This window comes from Methylobacterium sp. HMF5984 (assembly GCF_045033435.1).
Lineage (GTDB): Bacteria > Pseudomonadota > Alphaproteobacteria > Rhizobiales > Beijerinckiaceae > Methylobacterium.
This window is the reverse complement of the sequence record NZ_JBJFLN010000001.1, coordinates 2305858-2326170: the sequence shown is the minus strand read 5'-3', so window position 1 is coordinate 2326170 and position 20313 is coordinate 2305858. Positions and strand designations below refer to the sequence as shown.

Here is a 20313-nt window from a genome sequence, read left to right as displayed (position 1 = left end):
GCCATGACGCTGGTCCTCACGAGGCTGGTCGCCACGGGCGCCCTCGCCGCGGCCCTCGCCGCCCTGCCCGCGGCCCGTCCGCGGGCCCAGGACGCGGCGGCGCCCGTCACCGAGGCCGAGCGCATCCAGCGCGCCATCGACGAGCGCGACCGCCGCGCGGACAACCTCAAGCGGGTGCAGGATGCGCTCGCCGCGAGCGTGGGCGCCAAGGCGCAGTTCGAGTCCGAGATCGCCAGCATCGGCGGCGACCGGGCCAAGCTCGACGCGGCGCTCCTCGATGCCGGCCGGCAGTCCCAGGCCACCGAGGACCGGATGAGCCGCCTGGAGGAGCGCCTCAAGACGCTGTCGGGCAGCGAGGCCGCCATCCGCCACTCGCTCGAGGCCCGCCGCGGGGTGATCGCCGAGATCCTGGCGGCGCTCCAGCGCATGGGCCGGCGCCCGCCGCCGGCGGTGCTGGTCAACCCGGAAGACGTTCTGGCGGTGATCCGCACCTCGATGCTGCTCGGGGCGATCGTGCCCGAGATGCGCGGCGAGGTGGACACGCTGGCCGCCGACCTCGCCGAGCTCGTGCGCCTGCGCGGCCTCATCGCCGCCGACCGGCAGGGCCTGCAGAACGACCTCGCCGGCTGGGCGCGCGAGCAGCAGCGCCTCGCGGCCCTCGTCGCCGCGCGGAGGACCCGGCAGGCGGAGGTCGAGACCGGGCTCGCCGCCGAGCGGACCCGTGCGGCCGACCTCGCCAAGGAGGCCCGGAGCCTGAAGGACCTCCTCGACCGCATCGAGGGCGAGGTCGCCACCGCCAAGCGCTCCGCCGACGAGGCCAAGGCGGCCGAGCAGCGCGAGGCGAAGGCGACGCAGGAGCGTTTCGCCGCAGCCGGCATCCGCGACCCCGCCAAGCTCGCCCCGAAGGTGAAGTTCGTCGACGCCCGGGGGGACGTGCCGCGCCCGGTCAGCGGCCGCCTGCTGCGCGGCTTCAACCAGCCCGACGGCAACGGCGGGATGACGCGCGGCATTTCGCTCGCCACCCGCGCGAAGGCCGTGGTGTCCTCTCCCGCCGACGGCTGGGTGCAGTTCGCCGGGCCGTTCCGGTCGTACGGACGACTCTTGATCATCAACGCCGGCGATGGCTACTATCTTCTGCTGGCCGGGATGGACCAGATCTCGGTCGAGGTCGGCCAATTCGTGCTCGCGGGCGAGCCGGTCGGTAACATGGGCGAGGGAAGTGCGGTCCAGCCGGTGATGAGCGGCGACGGCAGCGATCCGATCCTGTACGTGGAATTCAAGAAGGACGGCGGCTCCATCGATCCGGAGCCTTGGTGGGCGAAAAGCCCCAGCGAGAAGGTTCGCGGATAATGCGCAAGACGTCCCTCATCATGCTCGGCGCGTTCCTGGGAGCAGGCACGTCGATGGTCGCGACGCAGACGGACTTCCTGTCGGGTCCGCGCGCCGTGGCGGCCTCCGCCGAGACCTACCGCCAGCTCAGCCTGTTCGGCGACGTGTTCGAGAAGGTCCGCACCGATTACGTCGAGAAGCCGGACGAGGCGAAGATGATCGAGGCGGCCGTCAACGGCATGCTGACCTCGCTCGACCCGCATTCGAGCTACATGGACGCCAAGGCGTTCCGCGACATGCAGACCACGACCCGCGGCGAGTTCGGCGGGCTCGGCATCGAGGTCACGATGGAGGACGGCCTGATCAAGGTCGTGACCCCGATCGACGACACCCCGGCCTCGAAGGCGGGCCTGCTCTCGAACGACATCATCACTCAGATCGACGACGACCAGGTCCAGGGCCTGACCCTGAACCAGGCGGTCGACAAGATGCGCGGCCCGGTGAACTCGCCGGTGAAGCTCAAGATCACCCGCAAGGAGGCCAAGGACCCGATCGAGGTCACGCTCAACCGCGACGTGATCAAGATCAAGCCCGTGCGCTCGCGCGTCGAAGGGGCCGACATCGGCTACATCCGCCTGACGCAGTTCAACGAGCAGACCTACGACGGCCTCAAGGCTGCCGTGGACAAGCTCTCGACCGACATCGGGCAGGACAAGATCAAGGGCTACGTGATCGACCTGCGCAACAACCCGGGCGGCCTGCTCGACCAGGCGGTGATGGTCTCCGACGCGTTCCTCGACCGCGGCGAGATCGTCTCGACCCGCGGCCGCAACCCGGACGAGACCCAGCGCTTCTCGGCCAAGGCCGGCGACATCACCAAGGGCAAGCCGGTGGTGGTGCTCGTCAACGGCGGCGCGGCCTCGGCCTCCGAGATCGTCGCCGGCGCCCTGCAGGATCACAAGCGCGCGACCATCCTCGGCACGCGCTCGTTCGGCAAGGGCTCGGTGCAGTCGATCATCCCGCTCGGCGGCTCGGGCGCGCTGCGCCTCACCACGGCGCGCTACTACACGCCGTCCGGCCGCTCGATCCAGGCCAAGGGCATCGAGCCCGACGTCGAGGTGCTGCAGGAGGTCCCGGACGAGCTCAAGGGCAAGGACGAGACCAAGGGCGAGGCCGGCCTGAAGGGCCACCTCAAGCAGAAGGACGTCGAGGAGCGCGGCGGCTCGTCGGCCTACGTCCCGCCGGATCCCGCCAAGGACAAGCAGCTCACCGCCGCCGTCGACTTCCTGCACGGCATCCAGAAGGGCGCCGCGAACGCCCAGAAACCGACGATGCCGAACTGATCCCGTCCGGGATCGACGACACGGCGAGAACCCCGTCCGGCGCGTGCCGGGCGGGGTTCTTCGCATGGCGCCCGTGCGTGCGTTGCGAGCCGTTTCGAGCGCGGCGGATGCCGGCTCGCGTGACGAGAGCGCGACCACACAACGAGAGCGAGCCTGTTCCGTGATCCGGTGATCACGGAACAGGCTCTAGGACCGAAGGCCGCTCTTACGAAAAATTAACCATGGCGGCCGGCAATGACGGCGGGGCTGCCTTGCCGCGACCGGCGATTCTCCGGCGGCCCCGCCAGTTCCGAGGGCCAGTGACCGACTCGTCCGACGATATCCTGACGCGTCCCCTCGGGGTCGACGTCCCCGCCCCCGGCCCGAAGGCCGCGCTGGCACGCCTGCGCGCGCGCCTCGCGACCCTCGGCCGGTCTCCACGCGCCGTCGCGGCCGGTCTCGGCGGCCTCGGCGTGGCGGTGCTCGGCCTCGTGCTCCTGCTCGGCGACCCGAAGGCGGGCGAGCCGCGGGTCCAGGTCGCCATCGTCGTCCGCGAGACGATGCCCGCCGCCGGGCGTCCCCCGTCGCCGGAGGCCGCCGCCGCGAACGAGCCGGCGCCGGCATCGAAGCTCCAGAGCAGCGCCGTCGAGGTCGAGTCGGCCTCCGGCGTCACCGTGGTGCGGGCCGGCGGGTCGGCCGCGCCGGCCGAGGCGGTGGTGATCCGCGTGCCCCAGGCCGATGCGCCCAAGCTCGCGCCCGCCCCCGACCCGCGCCTGACCGAGCGTGGCCGCCACGGCGTCCTGCCCAAGCTCGGCGACGGCCGCATCCGCCCGCTCGACGTCTACGCACGCTCCGAGGAGCCCGGTAGCGGGCCGCGCATCGCGATCCTGCTCACCGGCCTCGGCGTCGGCCAGGCCGCCACCGCGAGCGCGATCGTCAAGCTGCCGCCCGCCGTCAGCCTCGCCTTCTCCCCCTACGGCGCCGATGCCGAGCGCAGCGCGGCGCGGGCCCGCGCCTTCGGCCACGAGATCCTGCTCCAAGCGCCGATGGAGCCGTTCGACTACCCCGACAGCGATCCCGGCCCGCAGGGCCTGCTCACCGCCGCCAAGGGATCCGAGAACGCCGACCGCCTCGCCTGGGTGATGAGCCGGTTCTCGGGCTATGTCGGCGTCACGAACTTCATGGGAGCCAAGTTCATGGCCGACGCAGTCGCGTTCGAGCCGGTCCTGCGCGACATCGCCACCCGCGGGCTCGGCTTCCTCGACGACGGCACCAACGCGCGCGGCGTGCCCGCGGACCTGCTCGGCAAGACCAAGGTGCCGGCGGCCCGCGCCGAGATCGTCCTCGACGCGGTGCCGCGCCCGGAGGCGATCGATCGCGAGCTCGCCCGGCTCGAAGCGCAGGCCCGCGCCAACGGCTTCGCCCTCGCCTCGGGCAGCGCCCAGCCGATGACGATCGAGCGCATCGCGCGCTGGAGCCGCGAGCTCGAGGGCCGCGGCATCCGCCTCGTGCCGGCGAGCGTCGCGCTCCGCGGCGCGAAGGCGGTGCGGGTGACGAAGGCGGACTGAGCCCGGCGGTTGCCGCGATCGGGCGCTGCCGATATCGTGTTTCCCGACGTTGCCGCGCCGGTTGGCCCTCCCTATGGTCGCGGCCGATGAAGAGCGACACCGAATCCCGCGATCCGGGCGAGAGCCTGCCCTATCGCCCCTGCGTCGGGGTCACCCTGATCAACCGCGCCGGGCTCGTCTTCGTCGGTCGCCGCAAACCGGAGGCCGGCCCCGAGCACGTCGCGGGCGACCTCGCCTGGCAGATGCCGCAGGGCGGGATCGACGACGGCGAGGCGCCGCAGGCCGCAGCCCTGCGCGAGCTTCACGAGGAGACCAACGTCGGCGCGGCCTCGGTCCGGCTGCTCGCCGAGGCGCCGGATTGGCTGTCCTACGATTTGCCGCCCGATGTGCGAAAGCAGGCCTGGCGCGGCCGCTACCGCGGGCAGACGCAGCGCTGGTTCGCCTTCGGGTTCCTCGGGGACGACGACGCGATCGACGTCGAACATCCCGGCGGCGGTGCCCACAAGGCCGAGTTCGACGCGTGGCGCTGGGTGCCGTTCGCGGAGCTGCCGGGGCTGATCGTGCCGTTCAAGCGGCCGGTCTACGAGGGCGTCGTCGCGGCCTTCGCGCCGCTGCACGCGTGGTCGGTCGGCGCGTGAGCGCGGCGGCCGGGCGATAGGCTGGGCGATGCGCTGGTGGGTGTTTCCCCTCGTCGCGGTGCTCGGCTGGTTCGCCTTCACCCTGACGCCGCTCTGGACGCTCTACGACTTCGCGCGGGCGGTGAGGGCGCACGACGTCGCGTTCGTCCAGCAGCATGCCAACTTTCGCACGCTGCGGCTGTCGCTGGTCCGGCAGACCACCGCCGCCCTGCGCTCGGCGTCGGATAACGATCCGACCCTCGATGCCAAGGATCGCCAGCGCCTCAACGAGGCGGCGGTCGGCGTGGCGCTGGCGCTCGCGGAATCGATGGTGACGCCCGAGACCGTGCTCGACCTGCTCGACGACGGCTGGCCGCAGAGCCTCGACATCCCGCGTCCCGACGGGGTGAAGCCGTCCGGGCTCAGGCTGGATCGCATCGGGCGGGTGTTTCCGTTCTGGATCGCCTCGGAGATGCGCGGCTTCCGCACCGCCGTGATCGCGATCCCGCCGGACGCGCCGCGGGCGCAGCAGCTGCGGGTGCGCCTGCGCCTGCGCGGCTGGACCTGGCGGCTCGTCGACATCGAGGTCGCCGAGGCCCTGCGCGACCAGATGGCCCAGCGCCTCGGCCGGACCCTGGCCCGGGCCCGCGCCGGCGAGCGGGCACCGGCAGCCCAACCCTGAGGGTGAGCGGCAGCGCGCGGCGGGTTTCAGGTCACGCGCGAGCGTCGTCCCGCAAACGATTGCAGGGGCGAGAATGTCCCGAGCCGGCATTCATGACAGGCGCGCCCGATCGATCGCGGTCCGCGATGGCCGGCACCGCGCCGGGGCCCCTGCACCACCGCATCGTTGCGAAACGTCTCGCGGCCGATCCTCGACGAGGCCCCGGAACGCACCCCTGGACGCCCGGACGCCGACGGAGCCGTCGGCGTCGGCGAGTTCGATGTTGTCGTCCCCGCGCACAAAAGGGCGTCCGCCCGCCGCAAGCGCGTCCGGCAGGCCGCCTCGCCGACGGTCGCGCCTCGCACACGCGTGCGGGGGCGGGCGGTCGCCGTGCGGGCGTCAGGCCTTCGGCAGCATCCGGTCGCTGATGATGCGGCGCTGGATCTCGCTGGTGCCCTCGAAGATCGTCGTCAGCCGCGCGTCGCGCCAATAGCGCTCGACCCGCCGCTCGGTGGTGTAGCCGTTGCCGCCGTGGAGCTGCATCGCCTGGTTGGTGACGCGCACCGCCATCTCGGTGGCCAGCAGCTTCACCATGGCGGACTCGCTCTCGGCCGCCTCGCCCTGGTCGAGGAGATGGGCGACCTGGCACCAGAAGGCGCGCGCCTGCGCCACCTCGGCCGCCATGTCGGCGAGCGCGAAGCGCAGCGCCTGGAAGTCGCCGATCGGGTGGCCGAACTGCACGCGCTCCTGAAGGTAGGCCTGGGTGTCCTCGACCGCCGCGCGCGCGACGCCGACGGCGCGGGCCGCGGTGTGGACGCGGGCGATGTTGAGGCCGCGCTGCACCGAGGCGAAGCCGCCGGAATCCGCGTCCGCGCCGCCGTCGCCGTAGAGGCCGGTGAGGCGGTCGCTCTCGGGGACGCGCACCCCGTCGAGCTCGAGCTGGAACGTCAGGAAGCCGTGATAGCCGATCTTGTCGATGACGTGCCCGGTCATGCCCTCGGGGAACTCGCCCGGCGGCTTGACCACCAGGAACGGCTCGAGCCCGGCCGAGCGCGATTCGCCGGGCTCCGGATCGCGGGTCCGGGCCAGAACCTCGATGAAGTCGGCCGCGCGCGCGAAGCCCGCCCAGCGCTTGGTCCCGGTCAGCACCCAATGGTCGCCCTCGCGCACCGCCCGCGTCTGCACGCCGGCCAGGTCCGAGCCGGCTCCCGGCTCGGAGAGGGCGATGCCGCCGATCCATTCGCCCCGCGCCGACCGCGCCAGCAGGTCGGCGCGGCGGGCGTCGTCGAGCACCTGCGTGCCGAGCCCCTGCCCCCGCGCCAGGATGCTGCCGACCGAGAGCCACGCCCGCGCGAGTTCCTCCGAGACGAGGCAGTACTCGAACACCCCGAGCCCCATGCCGCCGTGCTCGGCCGGGATCGTCAGGCCGAACCAGCCCTTCTCGGCCATCGCGGCGATGAGCGAGCGCGGCATCTCGGCCTTCTGCGGGTCGAGCGCGTCGGCGAGCGGCATCACCACGTCGCGGGCGAAGGCGCGGGCCTCGGCCTGGAGCGCGACGCGCGCATCCGTGCGCCAGGGCGACATCAGCTCGGGCGGCTTCGGGGCGTGGCGATCCGGCTTCTCGGACGGATCGGCGGCGCGGGCGGCAGGGGCGTTGGAAATCGGATCCTCCCGGTCGAGCTTCGAGTCTCTTGCCGTGGCAAACTGGACCGCACGACCCTGGCGGCAATGCGCCGCCGCCGCAACGCTCTAACGGGCCCGCCACTTGGCATAGCGCTCGCGGCCACGCTCCAGCGCGGCCGCGAGCGGGAAGAGCGGGTCGGGCGAGGCCTCGACCAACCGGTGCGCGATCGCCCGGCGCCCGGTCCAGAACATCTCGGCGAGGCGGTAGTCCGGGGCGGCGCAGGAATCGATCCGCGCGATCGCGCCGTCCCGCAGCGCGGCCTCGGTGAGGCGATGGACGAGCTGGACGCCCGGCGCGGCGGCGGCCTCCGCCTCGTCGTAGGAGATCTTCAGGACGAAATCCTCGTGACCGCTTCGCGGAAGGATCGCGGCGGCGAGCGTGCGGCGATCGCGGCGCAGGCGCAGGATCCGGATCCGGCCCTGGGCGCCGAACCCGGCGACCATTCCGCGCAGGAACGCGGCCTCGGCCGGGCGCTGGCCGAGGGCGGTCCCGGCCCGGCCCTTCCAGCCGGCGGTCTCGAGGGCGACGTAGTCGTCGAGCGCATCGATCAGCGCGGCCGGATCGGCGATCGTCTCGAGCACCACCGCACCGCCGGCCTCCAGGCGCTCGCGCGCGAGCCGCAGCTTGCGCCGGCTCCTGCCGCTGACGTGGCCGAGATAGCCCGTGCGCGCCTCCGGCGTCAGGCCGGCGAGGTCGAGGGAGCCGCGGGCATGCGCCCAGTAGGCGGCATCGCGCCGCCCCGTCCGCGCCGCCAGCAGATCTGCGAAGCGGCCATCCGCCGGCGCGTTGAGCAGCAGCAGCCGCGGCGGCAGCCCGAGCGCCCTGGGCGCATCGAGCAGCCCGGCGAGGGCGCGGTCGGGCTCGGCGGCGTCGAGCAGCGGCATGCCCAAGGGGCAGAAACCGTGCGTCCAGCCGATCAGGACCGGCAGCGGCAGGCCCCAGCGGATGCGCGAGATCCGGAACGGCCACAGGGCGAGCCATCGCGCGCCGGGCTCGTCCGGCGGGCGGTCGGCGACGATCAGGAGCCGAACGCCGTCGCCGAAGGCCCCGGCCGCCGGCAGCGCGTAGTCGGCCTCGTAGAACGGGTTGGCGACGCAGGCCTTCGCGCCGAGCGCGCGCCAGGCCCCGACGCCGGGCGCTGCCGGATCGAGCGGGCGCAGGGCGGCGTACAGCCCGCCCGGCATCCTGGCCGTCGCACCCGCCCTCATCCGGCGACCCGATGCAGGCGCCGCCGCACCACGCCGGCGATGCCGACCACGTCGTAGCGCCACGCGGCGGCGAGGAAGCCGAGGGCCAGCACGGCGAAGCGCAGGATCTGCGCCGGGGCGCCCTCCCCGCCCGGGAGCCAGGCGAGGGCCGCCGGGACGAGGCCGGTCGCCACGGCGATCGCCGCGATGCCGGCGATGTCGGCCAGCGGAAGCGGCATCGCCGGCAGGCCGGACCCGTGCCGGTTCGCCCCGAGGATGAACACGAGGCAGGCCGCGGCCTGACCCGCCGCGAAGGCGATCGCCGCGCCGGCGACGCCGAGATGCGGGATCAGCGCCAGCGAGAGCACGCTCACCGTCACCAGGGTCGCCGTCGAGGCCACGGCCTCGAGGCGGCTCGACTGCGTGAAGTAGATGATCTGCCCGAAATAGTAGGCGCGGAACATCATCAGCACGCTGGCCAGGATCAGCACCGGGGCCAGCGCCCGCGCCTGGTCGCGATAGTCCGGCCCGAGCAGGACCGAGACGACGACCCCGTCGAAGTTGAGGTAGAACGCGGCGCCGAAGGCCGCGACCAGCGCCATCGCGCGGGCGGCGTCGCACAGCACCGCGGTCGCCGCCGGCATCCCCCCGGCGCGCGCCTCGCGCTTGGCGATCGAGATCAGCGAGAGGGCCAGCGCCTCGCCGAACACGACGAAGCTCTGCTTCAGGAAGTCGGCGATCGCGCCGTAGGCGCCGAGATGCTCCGGTCCGACGGTCTTCACGATGATCAGCCGGTCGACCACCTGGGCCAGAGCCGCGATGCCGAAGGACAGCACCAGCGGCCAGCCGTAGGCGATGAGGCGCAGCGCCTCCGCCCGGCTGCCGCGGCCCGGCATCAGCGGGACCACCGTCGCGGCGGCCGGGATCGACGACAGCGCGTAGGCGGTCGCCACGGCCAGCGCGAGATGGACGGCGTCGCCCGACACCATCAGTACCGCGCTGCCGAGGCCGAGGATCAGGATTCCGCGCAGGACGACCGACATCGCCACCGCGACGGCCTGCAGCCGTGTGCGCGCGATCTCGGTGGCGCCCTCGAACAGGGTCGTGCCGAAGGCGAGCGCGACGATCGCCGCCGCGATCCGCGGCGACACGACGTGGAGCGCCACCGCGAGCGCGCTTCCGATCGCCGCCAGCGCCAGCGTGCACAGCAGGATGCGCAGGACCGTGCCGACCTGCGCGCCCTCGCTCGCCTCGTCGTACAGGGCGAAGAACGCGAATTTCGGCCATTGGCAGGTGGCTCCGTAGAGCACCAGCGACCAGGACAGGATGTAGAGGTAGGTGCCGTAGCTCTCCGGCGGCGCGAGACGCGTGAACACCGCGACCGAACCGAGGTTGATCGCTGCGGCGAAGCCGCGGGAGCCGACGTAGATCGCGGTGTGGTGGGCGATCATCCGCGACCGCCGGGCGGCCGGACGGCCCGGTGCCCGCGGAACGGGACCGATCCGCTCCGGTGCGGGATGGCTCGGGCGAGCGGGCGGGCGGGGAGACGGGACGGCATCGGCGGACGCTGCACCGGCCGTGGCGCCGCGTCCATCCCGCAATGCGGCGACGGTTGACCGGCCGTTGACTTCGCAACCGCGAAGGCGCATAGCCCGAGGGCAGCGTCAGCGGCCGACAGACGGGTCCGCTTGAGAGGGCTGCGTGACGGATACGAGGGACGGCGCGGATCGCGCCTCTCCGAATGTCCGGCCCCTCTCTTCATAACGTGCATGCACCCGGGCCGCCCCATCACGCGGGCAGCCTCCTGCTCTACGGATCGCACCTCTCTCCGTACTTGGCGGCGCCGCTCGACACGAGCCGGGCCCGCGCTCGCGATCCGGCTGCCTGAGAAGTAACACCTTGACCCAGTTCACCGATTTCGGCCTCGCCCAGCCCGTGCTGAAGGCGCTCGAAGAGGCCGGCTACCACACCCCCACCCCGATCCAGTCGCAGGCGATCCGCCCGGCGATGGAAGGCCGCGACCTCTGCGGCATCGCCCAGACCGGCACCGGCAAGACCGCCGCCTTCGCCCTGCCGATCCTGCACCGCCTGAGCCTCGAGAAGCGCCATGCGCCGCGTCGCGGCTGCCGGGTGCTGGTGCTCTCGCCGACCCGCGAGCTCGCCAACCAGATCGCCGAGAGCTTCTCCGATTACGGCCGGCACCTGCCGCTGACCAACACCGTCGTGTTCGGCGGCGTCACCATCGGCCGCCAGGAGCGGGCGCTGGCGCCGGGCGTCGACATCCTCGTCGCCACCCCGGGCCGGCTGATCGACCTCGTCGACCGCCGCTCGCTGACGCTGGAAGGCGTCGAGATCCTCGTCCTCGACGAGGCCGACCAGATGCTCGACCTCGGCTTCATCCATGCGCTCAAGCGCATCGTGAAGATGCTGCCGGCCAAGCGCCAGAGCTTGTTCTTCTCGGCGACCATGCCGAAGAACATCGCCGGCCTTGCCGACCAGTACCTGCGCGATCCGGTCCAGGTCGCCGTCACGCCGGTGGCCACCACCGCCGAGCGCGTCGAGCAGCAGGTGATCTTCGCCCATACCGGCGCCAAGCAGGCGCTGCTCGCCCACATCCTGCGCGATCCGAAGATCGAGCGCGTGCTGGTATTCACCCGGACCAAGCACGGCGCCGACCGCGTCGTGCGCGGCCTCGAGAAGGTCGGCACCGCGGCCTCCGCCATCCACGGCAACAAGTCCCAGCCGCAGCGCGAGCGCGCGCTGGCCGCCTTCAAGGACGGGCAGTGCCGCGTGCTGGTGGCGACCGACATCGCCGCGCGCGGCATCGACGTCGAGGCGGTGAGCCACGTCGTCAACTTCGACCTGCCGAACGTGCCCGAGAGCTACGTCCACCGCATCGGCCGCACCGCGCGCGCCGGCGCGGACGGGCTCGCGATCTCGTTCTGCAACGACGAGGAGAAGGCGTACCTGCGCGACATCGAGCGCATCACCCGCCAGCGCATCCCCGTCGCCCCCTTCCCCGAGGGCTTCACCCCGCCTTCGCGCCAGGAGGCGGCCGAGATCGCCCAGGCCGAGGAGCGCCGTCCCGACACCCGCGGCCAGCGCCCCGGCGGCGGCCGTCCGGGCCAGCGTCCCGGTGGCCGGCCGGGCCAGGCGCCCGGCGGTCGTCCCGGCCAGGGCCGCCCGTTCGGCGGCGGCAACCGCACCGCCGAGGCCGGCCGCGGCCCGGGTCGTCCCGACGGCGGCCGCCAGCCCGACACCCGCAACGCCCGCCCGCAGGGCGAGCGCCCGAGCAACGGCCCGCGCCCCGAGCGCACCGCCGGCGATCGTCCGCGCCAGCCCGCCAACAACCGTCCGCGCAGCGGCGGCGGCGGCGGCGGCAACGGCGGCGGCGAGGGCCGTGCCATCGGCTGGCTCGACCGCAGCCCGCGCTCCTGAGCCAGCTCGCTTCCTGACCTGATCGAGAATGCCGCCCCGGATGCCCGGGGCGGCCTTCTGCTTTTTCGTATCCGGTGTCCTGCCGCCTGCGCGGGAGCATTGCCGGCGGTCGTCCCGCGCCCCATCTCGACGGCATCGAGACAGGAGCAGCCCCGATGCGATTCGAGATCTACCGCGATGCGCCGGGCCATTGGCGCTGGCGCCTGCGGGCGCAGAACGGCAACGTCGTCGCCGATTCGGGCGAGGGCTACGTTCGCCGCGAGGATTGCGAGCACGGCATCGCGCTGGTCCGTCAGAGCGAGACCGCGAAGGTCGTCGACATGACGACGCAGATCGCCTGATCACAACCGAAAGTCGGCTTTCGCGACGAAACGCTTTTCGCGGTTCGTGCGTTTCGACGGCTCGGGCTCAAGCCCCGCTCGTACGTCTCCCATCCACGAAAGAGTTGAGATCCGCGATGAGGAAATTTCTGCTGGCCGCCCTGCTCGTCCTGGGCTTCGCGGCCGCCGCCCCGCAGGGCGCGTCCGCCGCTCCGGTCGGCCCCGGCCTCGCCCTTCAGACGGAAGCCGCCCCCGCGGTCGCCGAGAAGGCCCAGTACTTCTACCGTCGCCGGTTCGGGCCGCGTCCGTTCTACCGCCGCCCGTATTACGGCCGCCGCTTCTACGGCCCGCGTCCGTTCTACCGTCGTCCGTATTACGGCCGCCGCTTCTACGGCCCGCGTCGTCGGTTCTTCTACTGATCGCACGGCGAGCCTGCGTCGAAGTCTGAACCCGGCGGCCCTTGGGGCCGTTGGGTTTTTTCATGACTTGGGCAAACGGGCTGCGTTCGCGCGCGATCCGGTGTAGGGTCTCGCGTTCGGGACGGCCGGCATCAGATCGGTCCGCCCGGGAGGAACGCCCCATGGACGATATCGCGACGCGCGAGGTGGTCGCGCGCGACCTCTGGCAATCGATCCCGCTCGAATGCCTGGTCTGCGCCGCCGCCGTCTTCTTGGCGGCCGGCCTGAAACTCGCCGGCCTGATGCCCTGACCCCTTTCGACATCGCGGCGTTCGCGCATAATCGGCGCCGCGCCCCGAGCGCGTCGGTGCGCTTCGCGCCAAGGAACAGGACCGCATGGACCGGGACAGCGCCGAGGAACCGCAGGGCGATCTGACGGTGCGCACCATCGCGATGCCGGCCGACACCAACGCCAACGGCGACATCTTCGGCGGCTGGGTGCTGTCGCAGATGGACCAGGCCGGCGGCATCGCCGGGGTCGACCGGGCCGAGGGCCGCGTGGTCACCGTGGCCCTGGACGCCATGACCTTCATCCGCCCGGTGCGGATCGGCGACGTGCTCTGCGTCTACACCCGGATCGGGCATGTCGGGCGCACCTCGATGAAGATCGAGGTCGAGGCCTGGGCGCGGCGCTTCCGGACGCAGGTGCGCGAGAAGGTGACGTCGGCGACCTTCACCTTCGTCGCGATCGACGACGAGGGTCGGCCGAGGGCGATCCCCAAGGCCGCCCCGGTGGCGGAGCCATCGTTCACGCGAGCGTGATCAACGGGTTCCGTTCCGACGCGGTTCCGGCTAGGCATCGCGCGAGCGGATCCCCGAGGGGGCGGGGGGATGCGAGAGCTGGCCCGAGGATTGTGCCGTTGCCCGACCCGTCGCACCGCGCCGACAACCTGACCTGGCAGACCCTTCAGCCCCGCGAGACGCGCTGGCGCAGCCTGAGCCAGCGCCCGGCCATCGCCTGGTTCACCGGGCTGTCGGGGGCGGGCAAGTCGAGCATCGCCAACGCCGTCGACCGCTCGCTCACCGAGGCGGGGCGGCACGCCATGGTGCTCGACGGCGACAACCTGCGCCACGGCCTCAACCGGGACCTCGGGTTCACCGCGGCCGACCGCGCCGAGAACATCCGGCGGGCGGCCGAGACCGCGCGCCTGATGGCGGAGGCGGGACTGGTGGTGATCGTGTCGCTGATCTCGCCGTTCCGCGCCGAGCGCGCGACGGCGCGGCAGATCGCGGGCGACATCCCGTTCCTGGAGGTCTTCATCGACACCTCACTGGCGGTGTGCGAGGCGCGCGACCCGAAGGGCCTGTACGACAGGGCGCGGGCCGGCGCGATCCCGAACTTCACGGGGATCTCGGCGCCCTACGAGGCGCCGCTCGACCCCGACATGACCTTGGTCACCGACGGGCTGAGCGTCGCGGAGTCGTCGAGGACCCTGATCGCGGAGCTGATGCGGCTCAGCGCAGGCTGACCCCAAGCGTCTCGCGTTCGCGGCAAAACCCTCACTCCGCCGCGAACAGCCCCCAGCTAGCCCCGGGATCGGGGGCGTCCGCCGCCGCCGGCTCGGCTACGTCCGCCTTCGGGTCGCCCGGTGCGGTCTCGCAGCCGAGCGCCGGCAGGGCGATGATGCGATTCTTCGAGAAGTCCACGCGGCCGACGATGGCGTTGCGGCTTTCCATGTAGCCGAGCAGGCGCCGAGCGCGGCCGGGCGAGCGGCTGCCGATGGCCCGGGCCAGCGCAGCATCGCCGGGACAGGGCTCGCCCGCGAGCGCCGCCCGCGCCAGCAGCAGGAACAGGCCCTGGACCTCCTCCGGCATCCCGGCGGCGGCCTCCTGCGCCTGCGTCCAGCGTTCGTCCCCGTCGGTCGCGGCGGGCGCCGCATCGATCCCGGCCCGTGCCACGCTCAGGGAGCGGCGGAAGGCCTGGAGCCCGACGCGCTCGCCGTCGAGGCCGCGCATCCGGCAGCGGACCAGGAAGTCCTGGTAGACCACGGCGACGGACTGGCGCCCGGCCTCGGGCTCGGCGACCAGCCCGCGCAGGATCGCCTCGCAGCCGGCCCGGTTCTCGGCCTCGTCGAGCACGGGCGGGGCGGCGGCCGGCTCCGGACGGTGGGCAGCGAGCTCCCGCATCAGGTCGGCGGGGCTGACGCGCGGCGTCGCCGGCGCCCGCGACGCCCGCGTCGGGTAGGCGAAGCCGGCTTCGGCCGGCGCCAGGATCTGGGCGCGCAGGTCCGCGTCCGCCGCCTGCGGCAGCGGGATCAGGGTCGGCGAGGCCGCGCGCGACGAGGTGGTGACCGGACCGATGCGGAGGGCCAGCGGACGGCGGCTCAGCGCCGGCCCGAGCGCCACGAACTCGCCCCGCGCCAGGTCGCGGAAACGCTCCGCGCCGCGCCGGTCGAGGCCGAGCAGGTCGGCGGCCCGCGCCATGTCGATGTCGAGGAAGGTGCGCCCCATCAGGAAGTTGGTGGCCTCGGCCGCGACGTTCTTGGCGAGCTTGGCCAGCCGCTGCGTCGCGATGATGCCGGCCAAGCCCCGCTTGCGCCCGCGGCACATCAGGTTGGTCATCGCACCGAGCGCGATCTTGCGGGCCTCGTCGGAGACGTCGCCGGCGGCGGCCGGCGCGAAGATCTGTGCCTCGTCGACCACGACGAGGCAGGGATACCAATGCGCCCGCTCGGCCTCGAACAGCCCGCCGAGGAAGGCGGCGGCGGCGCGCATCTGCGCCTCCATGTCGAGGCTCTCGAGGTCGAGCACCACCGAGACGCGGTGCCCGCGCACCCGCGCGGCGATCGCCTGCAGGTCGCCCTCCCCGTGGCTTCCGTCCACCACGAGGTGGCCGTGCGCCTCGGCGAGAGTGACGAAGTCGCCTTCGGGGTCGATCACCACCTGCTGCACGTGGCCGGCGCTCTGCTCCAGCAGGCGGCGCAGCAGGTGCGACTTGCCCGAGCCGGAATTGCCCTGGACGAGCAGGCGCGTCGCGAGCAGCTCCTCCAGGTCGAGGCGGGCCGGCTGGCCGATGCCCTGCCCGTCGAGCCCGAGCCCCATCTCGATGCCGAACGCCATCGTCGCTCCGGTTGCACGCCGCGGGAAATCGCGAGCCTCCCGTTAACACGCGAGCACCCTTCGCGATGCGTCCGGCGCGCCGCGCGTCCACAGGCGCGGGGTCGCGGTGGACGAAGGGCTCAGAGCGGCTTGCGGTAGACCACGAAGCCCGAGCGGTCGCCGACCTGATCGTAGAGCCGCATCGCCGTCGCGTTGGTCTCGTGCGTCTGCCAGTAGACCCGGGGCGATCCGGCGCGGCGCGCCGCAACGTAGACGGCCTCGATCAGCGCGCGGCCGACGCCCCGCCCGCGGGCGTCGGCCGTCGTGAACAGATCCTGCAGGTAGCAGAACGGCGCGGTGGCCGTGGTGGTGCGGTGGTAGAGGTAGTGCGTCAGGCCGATCAGCCGGCCGTCGCGTTCGGCCACCAGCGCGTGCATCGGCTCGTAGGCGTCGAAGAACCGCTCCCAGTTCGCCTGCGTCACCGCGGGCGGGATCGCCGCCGGGCCGATGCGCTCGTAGAACAGGTTGTAGCCCTCCCAGAGCGGGAGCCACTGCGCGTGGTCGGCGCGGGCGACGGGGCGGATGACGACGTCCTGGGGCATCGTCGCGATCCTGCACCCGCCCGCATCGCCGCTCAAGCCGTGCGGCCCGCGCGCGATCGTGGCATGCTGCCATCCATGCGGAACGCCATCACCGACATCGCCGGCATCCGGGTCGGCCACGCCGCGGACGCACGGGTCGCCAGCGGCGTCACCGCGCTGGTGTTCGACCGGCCGGTCACGGCGGCGGTGGACGTCCGCGGCGGCGGGCCGGGCACCCGCGAGACCGATTTGCTCGACCCCGAGCGCACCGTCGAGGGCATCGACGCGCTGGTGCTGTCGGGCGGCTCGGCCTTCGGGCTGGACGCCGCCGCGGGGGTCGTGGCGTGGCTCGCCGAGAACGGGCGCGGCTTTCCCGTCGGCGGGATGCGGGTGCCGATCGTGCCCGGCGCGATCCTGTTCGACCTGCTCAACGGCGGCGACAAGGCGTGGGGGCCCTATCCGCCCTATCGCGAGCTCGGGTTCCTGGCGGCCCAAATGGCCTCGGAGGACGTGGCGCTCGGCTCGGTCGGGGCTGGCACCGGCGCGCGCACGGCCAACCTCAAGGGCGGGATCGGCTCGGCCTCGGCCGACGTTCCGGGCACCGGCTTCCGGGTCGGCGCGCTCGCGGCGGTCAATGCCTTCGGCCGGGTGACGGTCGGCGACGGCCCGCATTTCTGGGCGGCGCCGTTCGAGCGGGCGGCGGAGTTCGGCGGCCTCGGCTGGCCCGGCGCGATGCCGGACGACGCCCTCGCCTTTCCCGTCCGCGGCCTGCCCGGCGCCGCGACGACGCTGGCGGTGGTCGCCACCGACGCGGCGCTGACCAAGGCGCAGTGCCGGCGCCTCGCGGTGGCGGCGCAGGTCGGCCTCGCGCGGGCGATCCAGCCGGTGCACACGCCCCTCGACGGCGACGTGGTGTTCTCCGTCGCGACGGGGGCGGTGGCGCCGGCGGACCCGATCGGCGACCTGGCGCGCCTCGGCGACATGGCGGCCCAGGTGCTGGCCCGTGCCGTCGCGATCGGGGTGTACGCGGCGGCGTCCTTGCCCGGAACGCACGGCCTTCCGCCGGCTTGGCGCGACCGGTTCGGATCGGGCGCGTAGGGCGGCGGGCTTAGGCCTCGTCGCGGGCGTCCTGCAGCAACTGCGCGAGGCCGGCATCCACCTCCGCTCCGAGCATCGCGCGCTCGGCATCGGTGAGGTCGCGCGCCCATTTCGGGCCGGCGAACCCGGTCGCGCACTTGTCGCGCTCGGCGGCGATGTAGGCTTCGACCTCGGCCGGGCGGGTCCGCATCGCGTGGACCATCCCGAACCAGGCCGCACGCTCGACCACCGCGAGGCGGGCCCGCAGCCGGATCATCACCGCACGCTCGGGATCGACGTCGTCGCTCATCGGGGCGGGATCCTCAGCGGCGCGGCTCGCAGCGGGTCTTCACGTAGCTGTCCTTGCCGTTGCCGAGGCCGGCATTGGCGGCCAGCACCGGGCCCTGGATCAGGCATTCCTGCAGGGTGTGGGCCGGGCCCGTCACCACGTCGAGGGCGTTGTCCCGGCTGCAATCCTGGACCTGGACCGACGAGGCGCAGATCAGGGCGACGACGACGATGGGATTCATGGGCGCGCTCCAAGGCCCCGCCGCGACGGGCGCGTGCCGGGAGTGCAAAGGGGCGGGCCGGCGGAAGGTTCCGCCGGTGCGCCGATCCGCGCGCTAGCGCTCCCGCGCGGCGAGCGCGTCGAGGAGCCCCTGCATGCTCTTCGGCACCGGCGCGGAGACCTCGCGCGCGTAGAGCACGCGCAACTGCCGGCCGATCTCGGCGAGGCTCAAGGACCCCTTCTCGATCACCCGGTCCGCCTGGGCCTGGAGGCTCCTGCGCTCGGCGTCGGTGATCTCCTTGGCGGTCAGCACCACCACCGGCACGTCGCCGTCGGGCCGCGCCCGCAGCGCGCGCAGGAACCCGAACCCGTCCATCTCCGGCATCATCAGGTCGAGCAGGATCAGGTTCGGGCGCTGCGCCTCGAAATGCTCCAGCGCCGCCCGGCCGTTCTCGGCCTCGTCGACGCTCCAGCCGTCGCGCGCGAGCGTCCGGCGCAGGCGCTCGCGGGCGTCCGCGTCGTCGTCGACGACGAGGACGCGGGCCTCGACGCCCTCCGGCCGGTAACGGTCCATCAGGCCCTTGAGCCGGTCCCAGTCGATCGGCTTGACGAAGTAGTCAGTGGCGCCGAGCGCCTGGCCGAGGCCCTGCTCAGCCACGACCGAGGTCATGATCACCGGGATGCCGGCGAGCTCCGGGTCGTTGCGCACGGCGTGCAGCACCGCCCAGCCGTCCATGCGCGGCATCTCGACGTCGAGCAGGATCGCGCGCGGCTTCAAGGCCCGCGCCAGCGTCAGCCCGGCCCGGCCGTCGTTGGCGGTGCGGACGCGGAAGCCCTCGCGTTCGAGGAAGCGCTGCAGCAGCTCGCGCGCGGCCGGGTCGTCGTCGACGAGCAGCACCGCGTCGTGCTCCTCGTGCGCGTGCACCGGCGCGGGCACGGCGAGCTCGGCCGCGACCTGCCCCTCGTCCTCGACCGCCAGGATCGCCGGCAGCCGCAGGGTGAAGGTCGAGCCCTGCCCGGGCACGCTGGTCACGCCGATGTCGCCGCCCATGGTGCGGCAGAAGGCGCGGGTGATGGCGAGGCCGAGGCCGGTGCCGCCGAACTGCCGCGTGGTCGATTCGTCGGCCTGGGCGAAGCGCTCGAACAGCCGGCCGATCTGCTCCTCGGTGAGCCCGATCCCGGTATCGGCCACCGAGAAGCCGAACCAGTCGGCGCCGGCCTCGCGCTGGCGCTCGACCTTCAGGGTGATCGTGCCGTTCTCGGTGAACTTGGCCGCGTTGCCGATCAGGTTGAGCAGGCACTGGCGGATCTTGGTCTGGTCCTGGTGCATCGCGCCGAGGTCGTCGGCGAGGTCGAGGACGAAGCGGTTGCCCTTCTTCTCGACGAGCGAGCCGGTGGCGTCGGAGACGTCCGAGATCAGGTCGGCGACGGTGAAGTGCTCGGCCGAGGCGGTCATGCGCCCGGCCTCGATCTTGGAAATGTCGAGCACGTCGTTGATGAGCGAGAGCAGGTGGCGGGCCGCCGCCTCGATCTTGCGCAGGTCGGGCAGCAGGGCGGCCTGCCCGATATCCTCGAGCTCCTCCCCGAGCATCTCCGAGTAGCCGATCACCGCCGAGAGCGGCGTGCGCAGCTCGTGGCTCATGTTGGCGATGAACTGGCTCTTGGCGAGGTTGGCGGCCTCCGCGGCCTGCCGCGCCCGCTCGACCTCGGCCTCCGCCTCCTTCCGGTCGGTGATGTCGGTGTTGGAGCCGACCCATTCGCGCAAGGAGCCGTCGGCGGCGAGCACCGGCACGCCGCGCACCTCCATGTCGCGCCACTGCCCGTCGTGCCGGCGCAGGCGGTAGTCGACGGCGTAGGGCGTGCGCGCCTCGATGCAGCCGGCCCAGACCTCGGCGGCATGCGCCCGGTCGTCGGGATGGACCGCGTCGATCCAGCCCCAGCCCTGGAAGGCCTCCTCGGACTGGCCGGTATAGGCGCTCCAGCGCGGCTGCGGCGGCAGCAGGGCGCCGGCGGCATCGGTGTTCCAGATCACGGCCGTGGAGGCGTCGACGAGCGCCCGGAACCGCTCCTCGGATTGCAGCAGCCGGTCCTCGGCCTCCTGCTTGTGGGTGATGTCGGTGTTGGTGCCGTACCAGCGCAGGATCCGGCCCGCCGCGTCCCGATGCGGCATCGCCTGCGACAGGAACCAGCGGAAGGTGCCGTCCTTGCCCCGCAGCGGGAAGGTGTCCTCCCAGGCGTCGCCGCCGGCGATCGCCGCCTTGAAGCGCTCCGTCACCGCCTCGACGTGGTCGGGATGGTGGACGTCGCGCCAGCCCCAGCCGCGCATCGTCGCGAGGGTCGTGCCGGTGTAGTCGTACCAGCGGCGGTTGTACCAGATGATGTCGCCGGTCGCGGTGGCGATCCAGGCGAGCTGCGGCAGCGCCTCGGCGAGGTTCTCGTAGTCGGCCTGCGTGACCGTGGCAGGCTCGCTGGGATCACTCATCGCAACACTCGGACTGGCTTCCCGCGGCGGATGCCGGGCACG

At 73.0% G+C, this 20313-nt stretch carries 20 protein-coding genes; 12 read left to right on the top strand and 8 right to left on the bottom strand.

What is annotated here, in order from left to right; translation table 11 throughout:
- Window positions 1-3 precede the first annotated feature (3 nt).
- From ACFZ8E_RS11225 to ACFZ8E_RS11205, 5 genes are all read left to right on the top strand, one after another.
- Window positions 4-1350, top strand: a complete 1347-nt coding sequence (locus ACFZ8E_RS11225; RefSeq protein ID WP_405042790.1) for a murein hydrolase activator EnvC family protein — start codon at window positions 4-6, stop codon at window positions 1348-1350.
- The gene (locus ACFZ8E_RS11220) at window positions 1350-2672 is read left to right on the top strand and encodes a S41 family peptidase (RefSeq protein ID WP_147729525.1); all 1323 of its coding nucleotides are present in this window, start codon (window positions 1350-1352) and stop codon (window positions 2670-2672) included. The genes ACFZ8E_RS11225 and ACFZ8E_RS11220 overlap by 1 nt, the downstream gene beginning before the upstream one ends.
- 299 nt (window positions 2673-2971) lie before the next feature.
- Window positions 2972-4219, top strand: a complete 1248-nt coding sequence (locus ACFZ8E_RS11215; RefSeq protein WP_147859786.1) for a divergent polysaccharide deacetylase family protein — start codon at window positions 2972-2974, stop codon at window positions 4217-4219.
- Between the two features lie 86 nt (window positions 4220-4305).
- Complete coding sequence (locus tag ACFZ8E_RS11210) at window positions 4306-4857, top strand: RNA pyrophosphohydrolase (protein ID WP_243934831.1); 552 nt, start codon at window positions 4306-4308, stop codon at window positions 4855-4857.
- 28 nt (window positions 4858-4885) lie between these two features.
- Window positions 4886-5518 carry a DUF2939 domain-containing protein gene (locus tag ACFZ8E_RS11205; protein WP_147728798.1) on the top strand — a complete coding sequence of 211 codons (633 nt, stop codon included), beginning with the start codon at window positions 4886-4888 and terminating at the stop codon, window positions 5516-5518.
- 378 nt (window positions 5519-5896) lie between these two features.
- On the opposite strand, the gene ACFZ8E_RS11200 is transcribed toward ACFZ8E_RS11205, so the two are convergent.
- The 3 genes from ACFZ8E_RS11200 to ACFZ8E_RS11190 all read right to left on the bottom strand — a co-directional run bounded on the left by ACFZ8E_RS11200 (window position 5897) and on the right by ACFZ8E_RS11190 (window position 9819).
- Entirely contained in the window at window positions 5897-7081 is a 1185-nt protein-coding gene (locus ACFZ8E_RS11200) for an acyl-CoA dehydrogenase family protein (RefSeq protein ID WP_243934833.1), read from the bottom strand.
- A 165-nt stretch (window positions 7082-7246) separates the two neighbouring features.
- Window positions 7247-8365, bottom strand: coding sequence for a GNAT family N-acetyltransferase (locus ACFZ8E_RS11195; RefSeq protein ID WP_405042789.1), 1119 nt, complete (start codon window positions 8363-8365; stop codon window positions 7247-7249).
- Window positions 8366-8385: 20 nt separating this feature from the next.
- Window positions 8386-9819: a lipopolysaccharide biosynthesis protein gene (locus ACFZ8E_RS11190; protein ID WP_243987967.1), complete on the bottom strand. Its 1434-nt coding sequence runs from the start codon at window positions 9817-9819 to the stop codon at window positions 8386-8388.
- 448 nt (window positions 9820-10267) lie between these two features.
- Between ACFZ8E_RS11190 and ACFZ8E_RS11185 the strand changes: the two genes are divergently transcribed.
- From ACFZ8E_RS11185 to cysC, 6 genes are all read left to right on the top strand, one after another.
- Window positions 10268-11806, top strand: a complete 1539-nt coding sequence (locus tag ACFZ8E_RS11185; protein ID WP_405042788.1) for a DEAD/DEAH box helicase — start codon at window positions 10268-10270, stop codon at window positions 11804-11806.
- Window positions 11807-11961: 155 nt separating this feature from the next.
- Complete coding sequence (locus ACFZ8E_RS11180) at window positions 11962-12147, top strand: DUF1508 domain-containing protein (protein WP_243934839.1); 186 nt, start codon at window positions 11962-11964, stop codon at window positions 12145-12147.
- Window positions 12148-12263: 116 nt separating this feature from the next.
- On the top strand, window positions 12264-12545 hold the full coding sequence (locus ACFZ8E_RS11175; protein WP_147729335.1) for a hypothetical protein: 282 nt from the start codon (window positions 12264-12266) through the stop codon (window positions 12543-12545).
- Window positions 12546-12706: 161 nt separating this feature from the next.
- A complete protein-coding gene (locus ACFZ8E_RS11170) occupies window positions 12707-12835 on the top strand; it encodes a hypothetical protein (RefSeq protein WP_279593315.1) in 129 nt (42 codons plus the stop codon).
- Between the two features lie 85 nt (window positions 12836-12920).
- Complete coding sequence (locus tag ACFZ8E_RS11165) at window positions 12921-13346, top strand: acyl-CoA thioesterase (protein ID WP_243934840.1); 426 nt, start codon at window positions 12921-12923, stop codon at window positions 13344-13346.
- 98 nt (window positions 13347-13444) lie between these two features.
- The gene (cysC, locus tag ACFZ8E_RS11160; RefSeq protein WP_243947729.1) at window positions 13445-14053 is read left to right on the top strand and encodes an adenylyl-sulfate kinase; all 609 of its coding nucleotides are present in this window, start codon (window positions 13445-13447) and stop codon (window positions 14051-14053) included.
- A 31-nt stretch (window positions 14054-14084) separates the two neighbouring features.
- On the opposite strand, the gene ACFZ8E_RS11155 is transcribed toward cysC, so the two are convergent.
- Both ACFZ8E_RS11155 and ACFZ8E_RS11150 read right to left on the bottom strand, forming a co-directional pair.
- The gene (locus tag ACFZ8E_RS11155) at window positions 14085-15644 is read right to left on the bottom strand and encodes an ATP-binding protein (RefSeq protein WP_243947719.1); all 1560 of its coding nucleotides are present in this window, start codon (window positions 15642-15644) and stop codon (window positions 14085-14087) included.
- A gap of 119 nt (window positions 15645-15763) precedes the next feature.
- Entirely contained in the window at window positions 15764-16225 is a 462-nt protein-coding gene (locus ACFZ8E_RS11150; protein ID WP_405042787.1) for a GNAT family N-acetyltransferase, read from the bottom strand.
- A 75-nt stretch (window positions 16226-16300) separates the two neighbouring features.
- Here ACFZ8E_RS11150 and ACFZ8E_RS11145 point away from each other — a divergent pair, with 75 nt between their 5' ends.
- Window positions 16301-17302 (top strand): P1 family peptidase, encoded by a 1002-nt coding sequence (locus ACFZ8E_RS11145; protein ID WP_405044371.1) that lies wholly within the window; start codon window positions 16301-16303, stop codon window positions 17300-17302.
- Between the two features lie 10 nt (window positions 17303-17312).
- On the opposite strand, the gene ACFZ8E_RS11140 is transcribed toward ACFZ8E_RS11145, so the two are convergent.
- The 3 genes from ACFZ8E_RS11140 to ACFZ8E_RS11130 all read right to left on the bottom strand — a co-directional run bounded on the left by ACFZ8E_RS11140 (window position 17313) and on the right by ACFZ8E_RS11130 (window position 20271).
- Window positions 17313-17591 (bottom strand): hypothetical protein, encoded by a 279-nt coding sequence (locus tag ACFZ8E_RS11140; RefSeq protein WP_243934846.1) that lies wholly within the window; start codon window positions 17589-17591, stop codon window positions 17313-17315.
- Between the two features lie 13 nt (window positions 17592-17604).
- Window positions 17605-17811 (bottom strand): hypothetical protein, encoded by a 207-nt coding sequence (locus ACFZ8E_RS11135; RefSeq protein ID WP_147727724.1) that lies wholly within the window; start codon window positions 17809-17811, stop codon window positions 17605-17607.
- 93 nt (window positions 17812-17904) lie between these two features.
- Window positions 17905-20271 (bottom strand): response regulator, encoded by a 2367-nt coding sequence (locus ACFZ8E_RS11130; protein ID WP_244031979.1) that lies wholly within the window; start codon window positions 20269-20271, stop codon window positions 17905-17907.
- Between the last annotated feature and the right edge of the window lie 42 nt (window positions 20272-20313).

Excerpts from the sequence above, each read along its gene's own strand:
- ACFZ8E_RS11135 (WP_147727724.1), bottom strand. The coding sequence starts at position 17,811 with ATGAATCCCATCGTCGTCGTCGCCCTGATCTGCGCCTCGTCGGTCCAG.
- ACFZ8E_RS11165 (WP_243934840.1), top strand. The coding sequence starts at position 12,921 with ATGGACCGGGACAGCGCCGAGGAACCGCAGGGCGATCTGACGGTGCGC.
- ACFZ8E_RS11205 (WP_147728798.1), top strand. The coding sequence starts at position 4,886 with ATGCGCTGGTGGGTGTTTCCCCTCGTCGCGGTGCTCGGCTGGTTCGCC.
- ACFZ8E_RS11130 (WP_244031979.1), bottom strand. The coding sequence starts at position 20,271 with ATGAGTGATCCCAGCGAGCCTGCCACGGTCACGCAGGCCGACTACGAG.
- ACFZ8E_RS11155 (WP_243947719.1), bottom strand. The coding sequence starts at position 15,644 with ATGGCGTTCGGCATCGAGATGGGGCTCGGGCTCGACGGGCAGGGCATC.
- ACFZ8E_RS11145 (WP_405044371.1), top strand. The coding sequence starts at position 16,301 with ATGCGGAACGCCATCACCGACATCGCCGGCATCCGGGTCGGCCACGCC.
- ACFZ8E_RS11150 (WP_405042787.1), bottom strand. The coding sequence starts at position 16,225 with ATGCCCCAGGACGTCGTCATCCGCCCCGTCGCCCGCGCCGACCACGCG.
- ACFZ8E_RS11220 (WP_147729525.1), top strand. The coding sequence starts at position 1,350 with ATGCGCAAGACGTCCCTCATCATGCTCGGCGCGTTCCTGGGAGCAGGC.
- ACFZ8E_RS11195 (WP_405042789.1), bottom strand. The coding sequence starts at position 8,365 with ATGCCGGGCGGGCTGTACGCCGCCCTGCGCCCGCTCGATCCGGCAGCG.
- ACFZ8E_RS11175 (WP_147729335.1), top strand. The coding sequence starts at position 12,264 with ATGAGGAAATTTCTGCTGGCCGCCCTGCTCGTCCTGGGCTTCGCGGCC.
- ACFZ8E_RS11170 (WP_279593315.1), top strand. The coding sequence starts at position 12,707 with ATGGACGATATCGCGACGCGCGAGGTGGTCGCGCGCGACCTCTGGCAA.
- ACFZ8E_RS11225 (WP_405042790.1), top strand. The coding sequence starts at position 4 with ATGACGCTGGTCCTCACGAGGCTGGTCGCCACGGGCGCCCTCGCCGCG.
- ACFZ8E_RS11140 (WP_243934846.1), bottom strand. The coding sequence starts at position 17,591 with ATGAGCGACGACGTCGATCCCGAGCGTGCGGTGATGATCCGGCTGCGG.
- ACFZ8E_RS11210 (WP_243934831.1), top strand. The coding sequence starts at position 4,306 with ATGAAGAGCGACACCGAATCCCGCGATCCGGGCGAGAGCCTGCCCTAT.
- ACFZ8E_RS11200 (WP_243934833.1), bottom strand. The coding sequence starts at position 7,081 with ATGTCGCCCTGGCGCACGGATGCGCGCGTCGCGCTCCAGGCCGAGGCC.
- ACFZ8E_RS11180 (WP_243934839.1), top strand. The coding sequence starts at position 11,962 with ATGCGATTCGAGATCTACCGCGATGCGCCGGGCCATTGGCGCTGGCGC.
- ACFZ8E_RS11190 (WP_243987967.1), bottom strand. The coding sequence starts at position 9,819 with ATGATCGCCCACCACACCGCGATCTACGTCGGCTCCCGCGGCTTCGCC.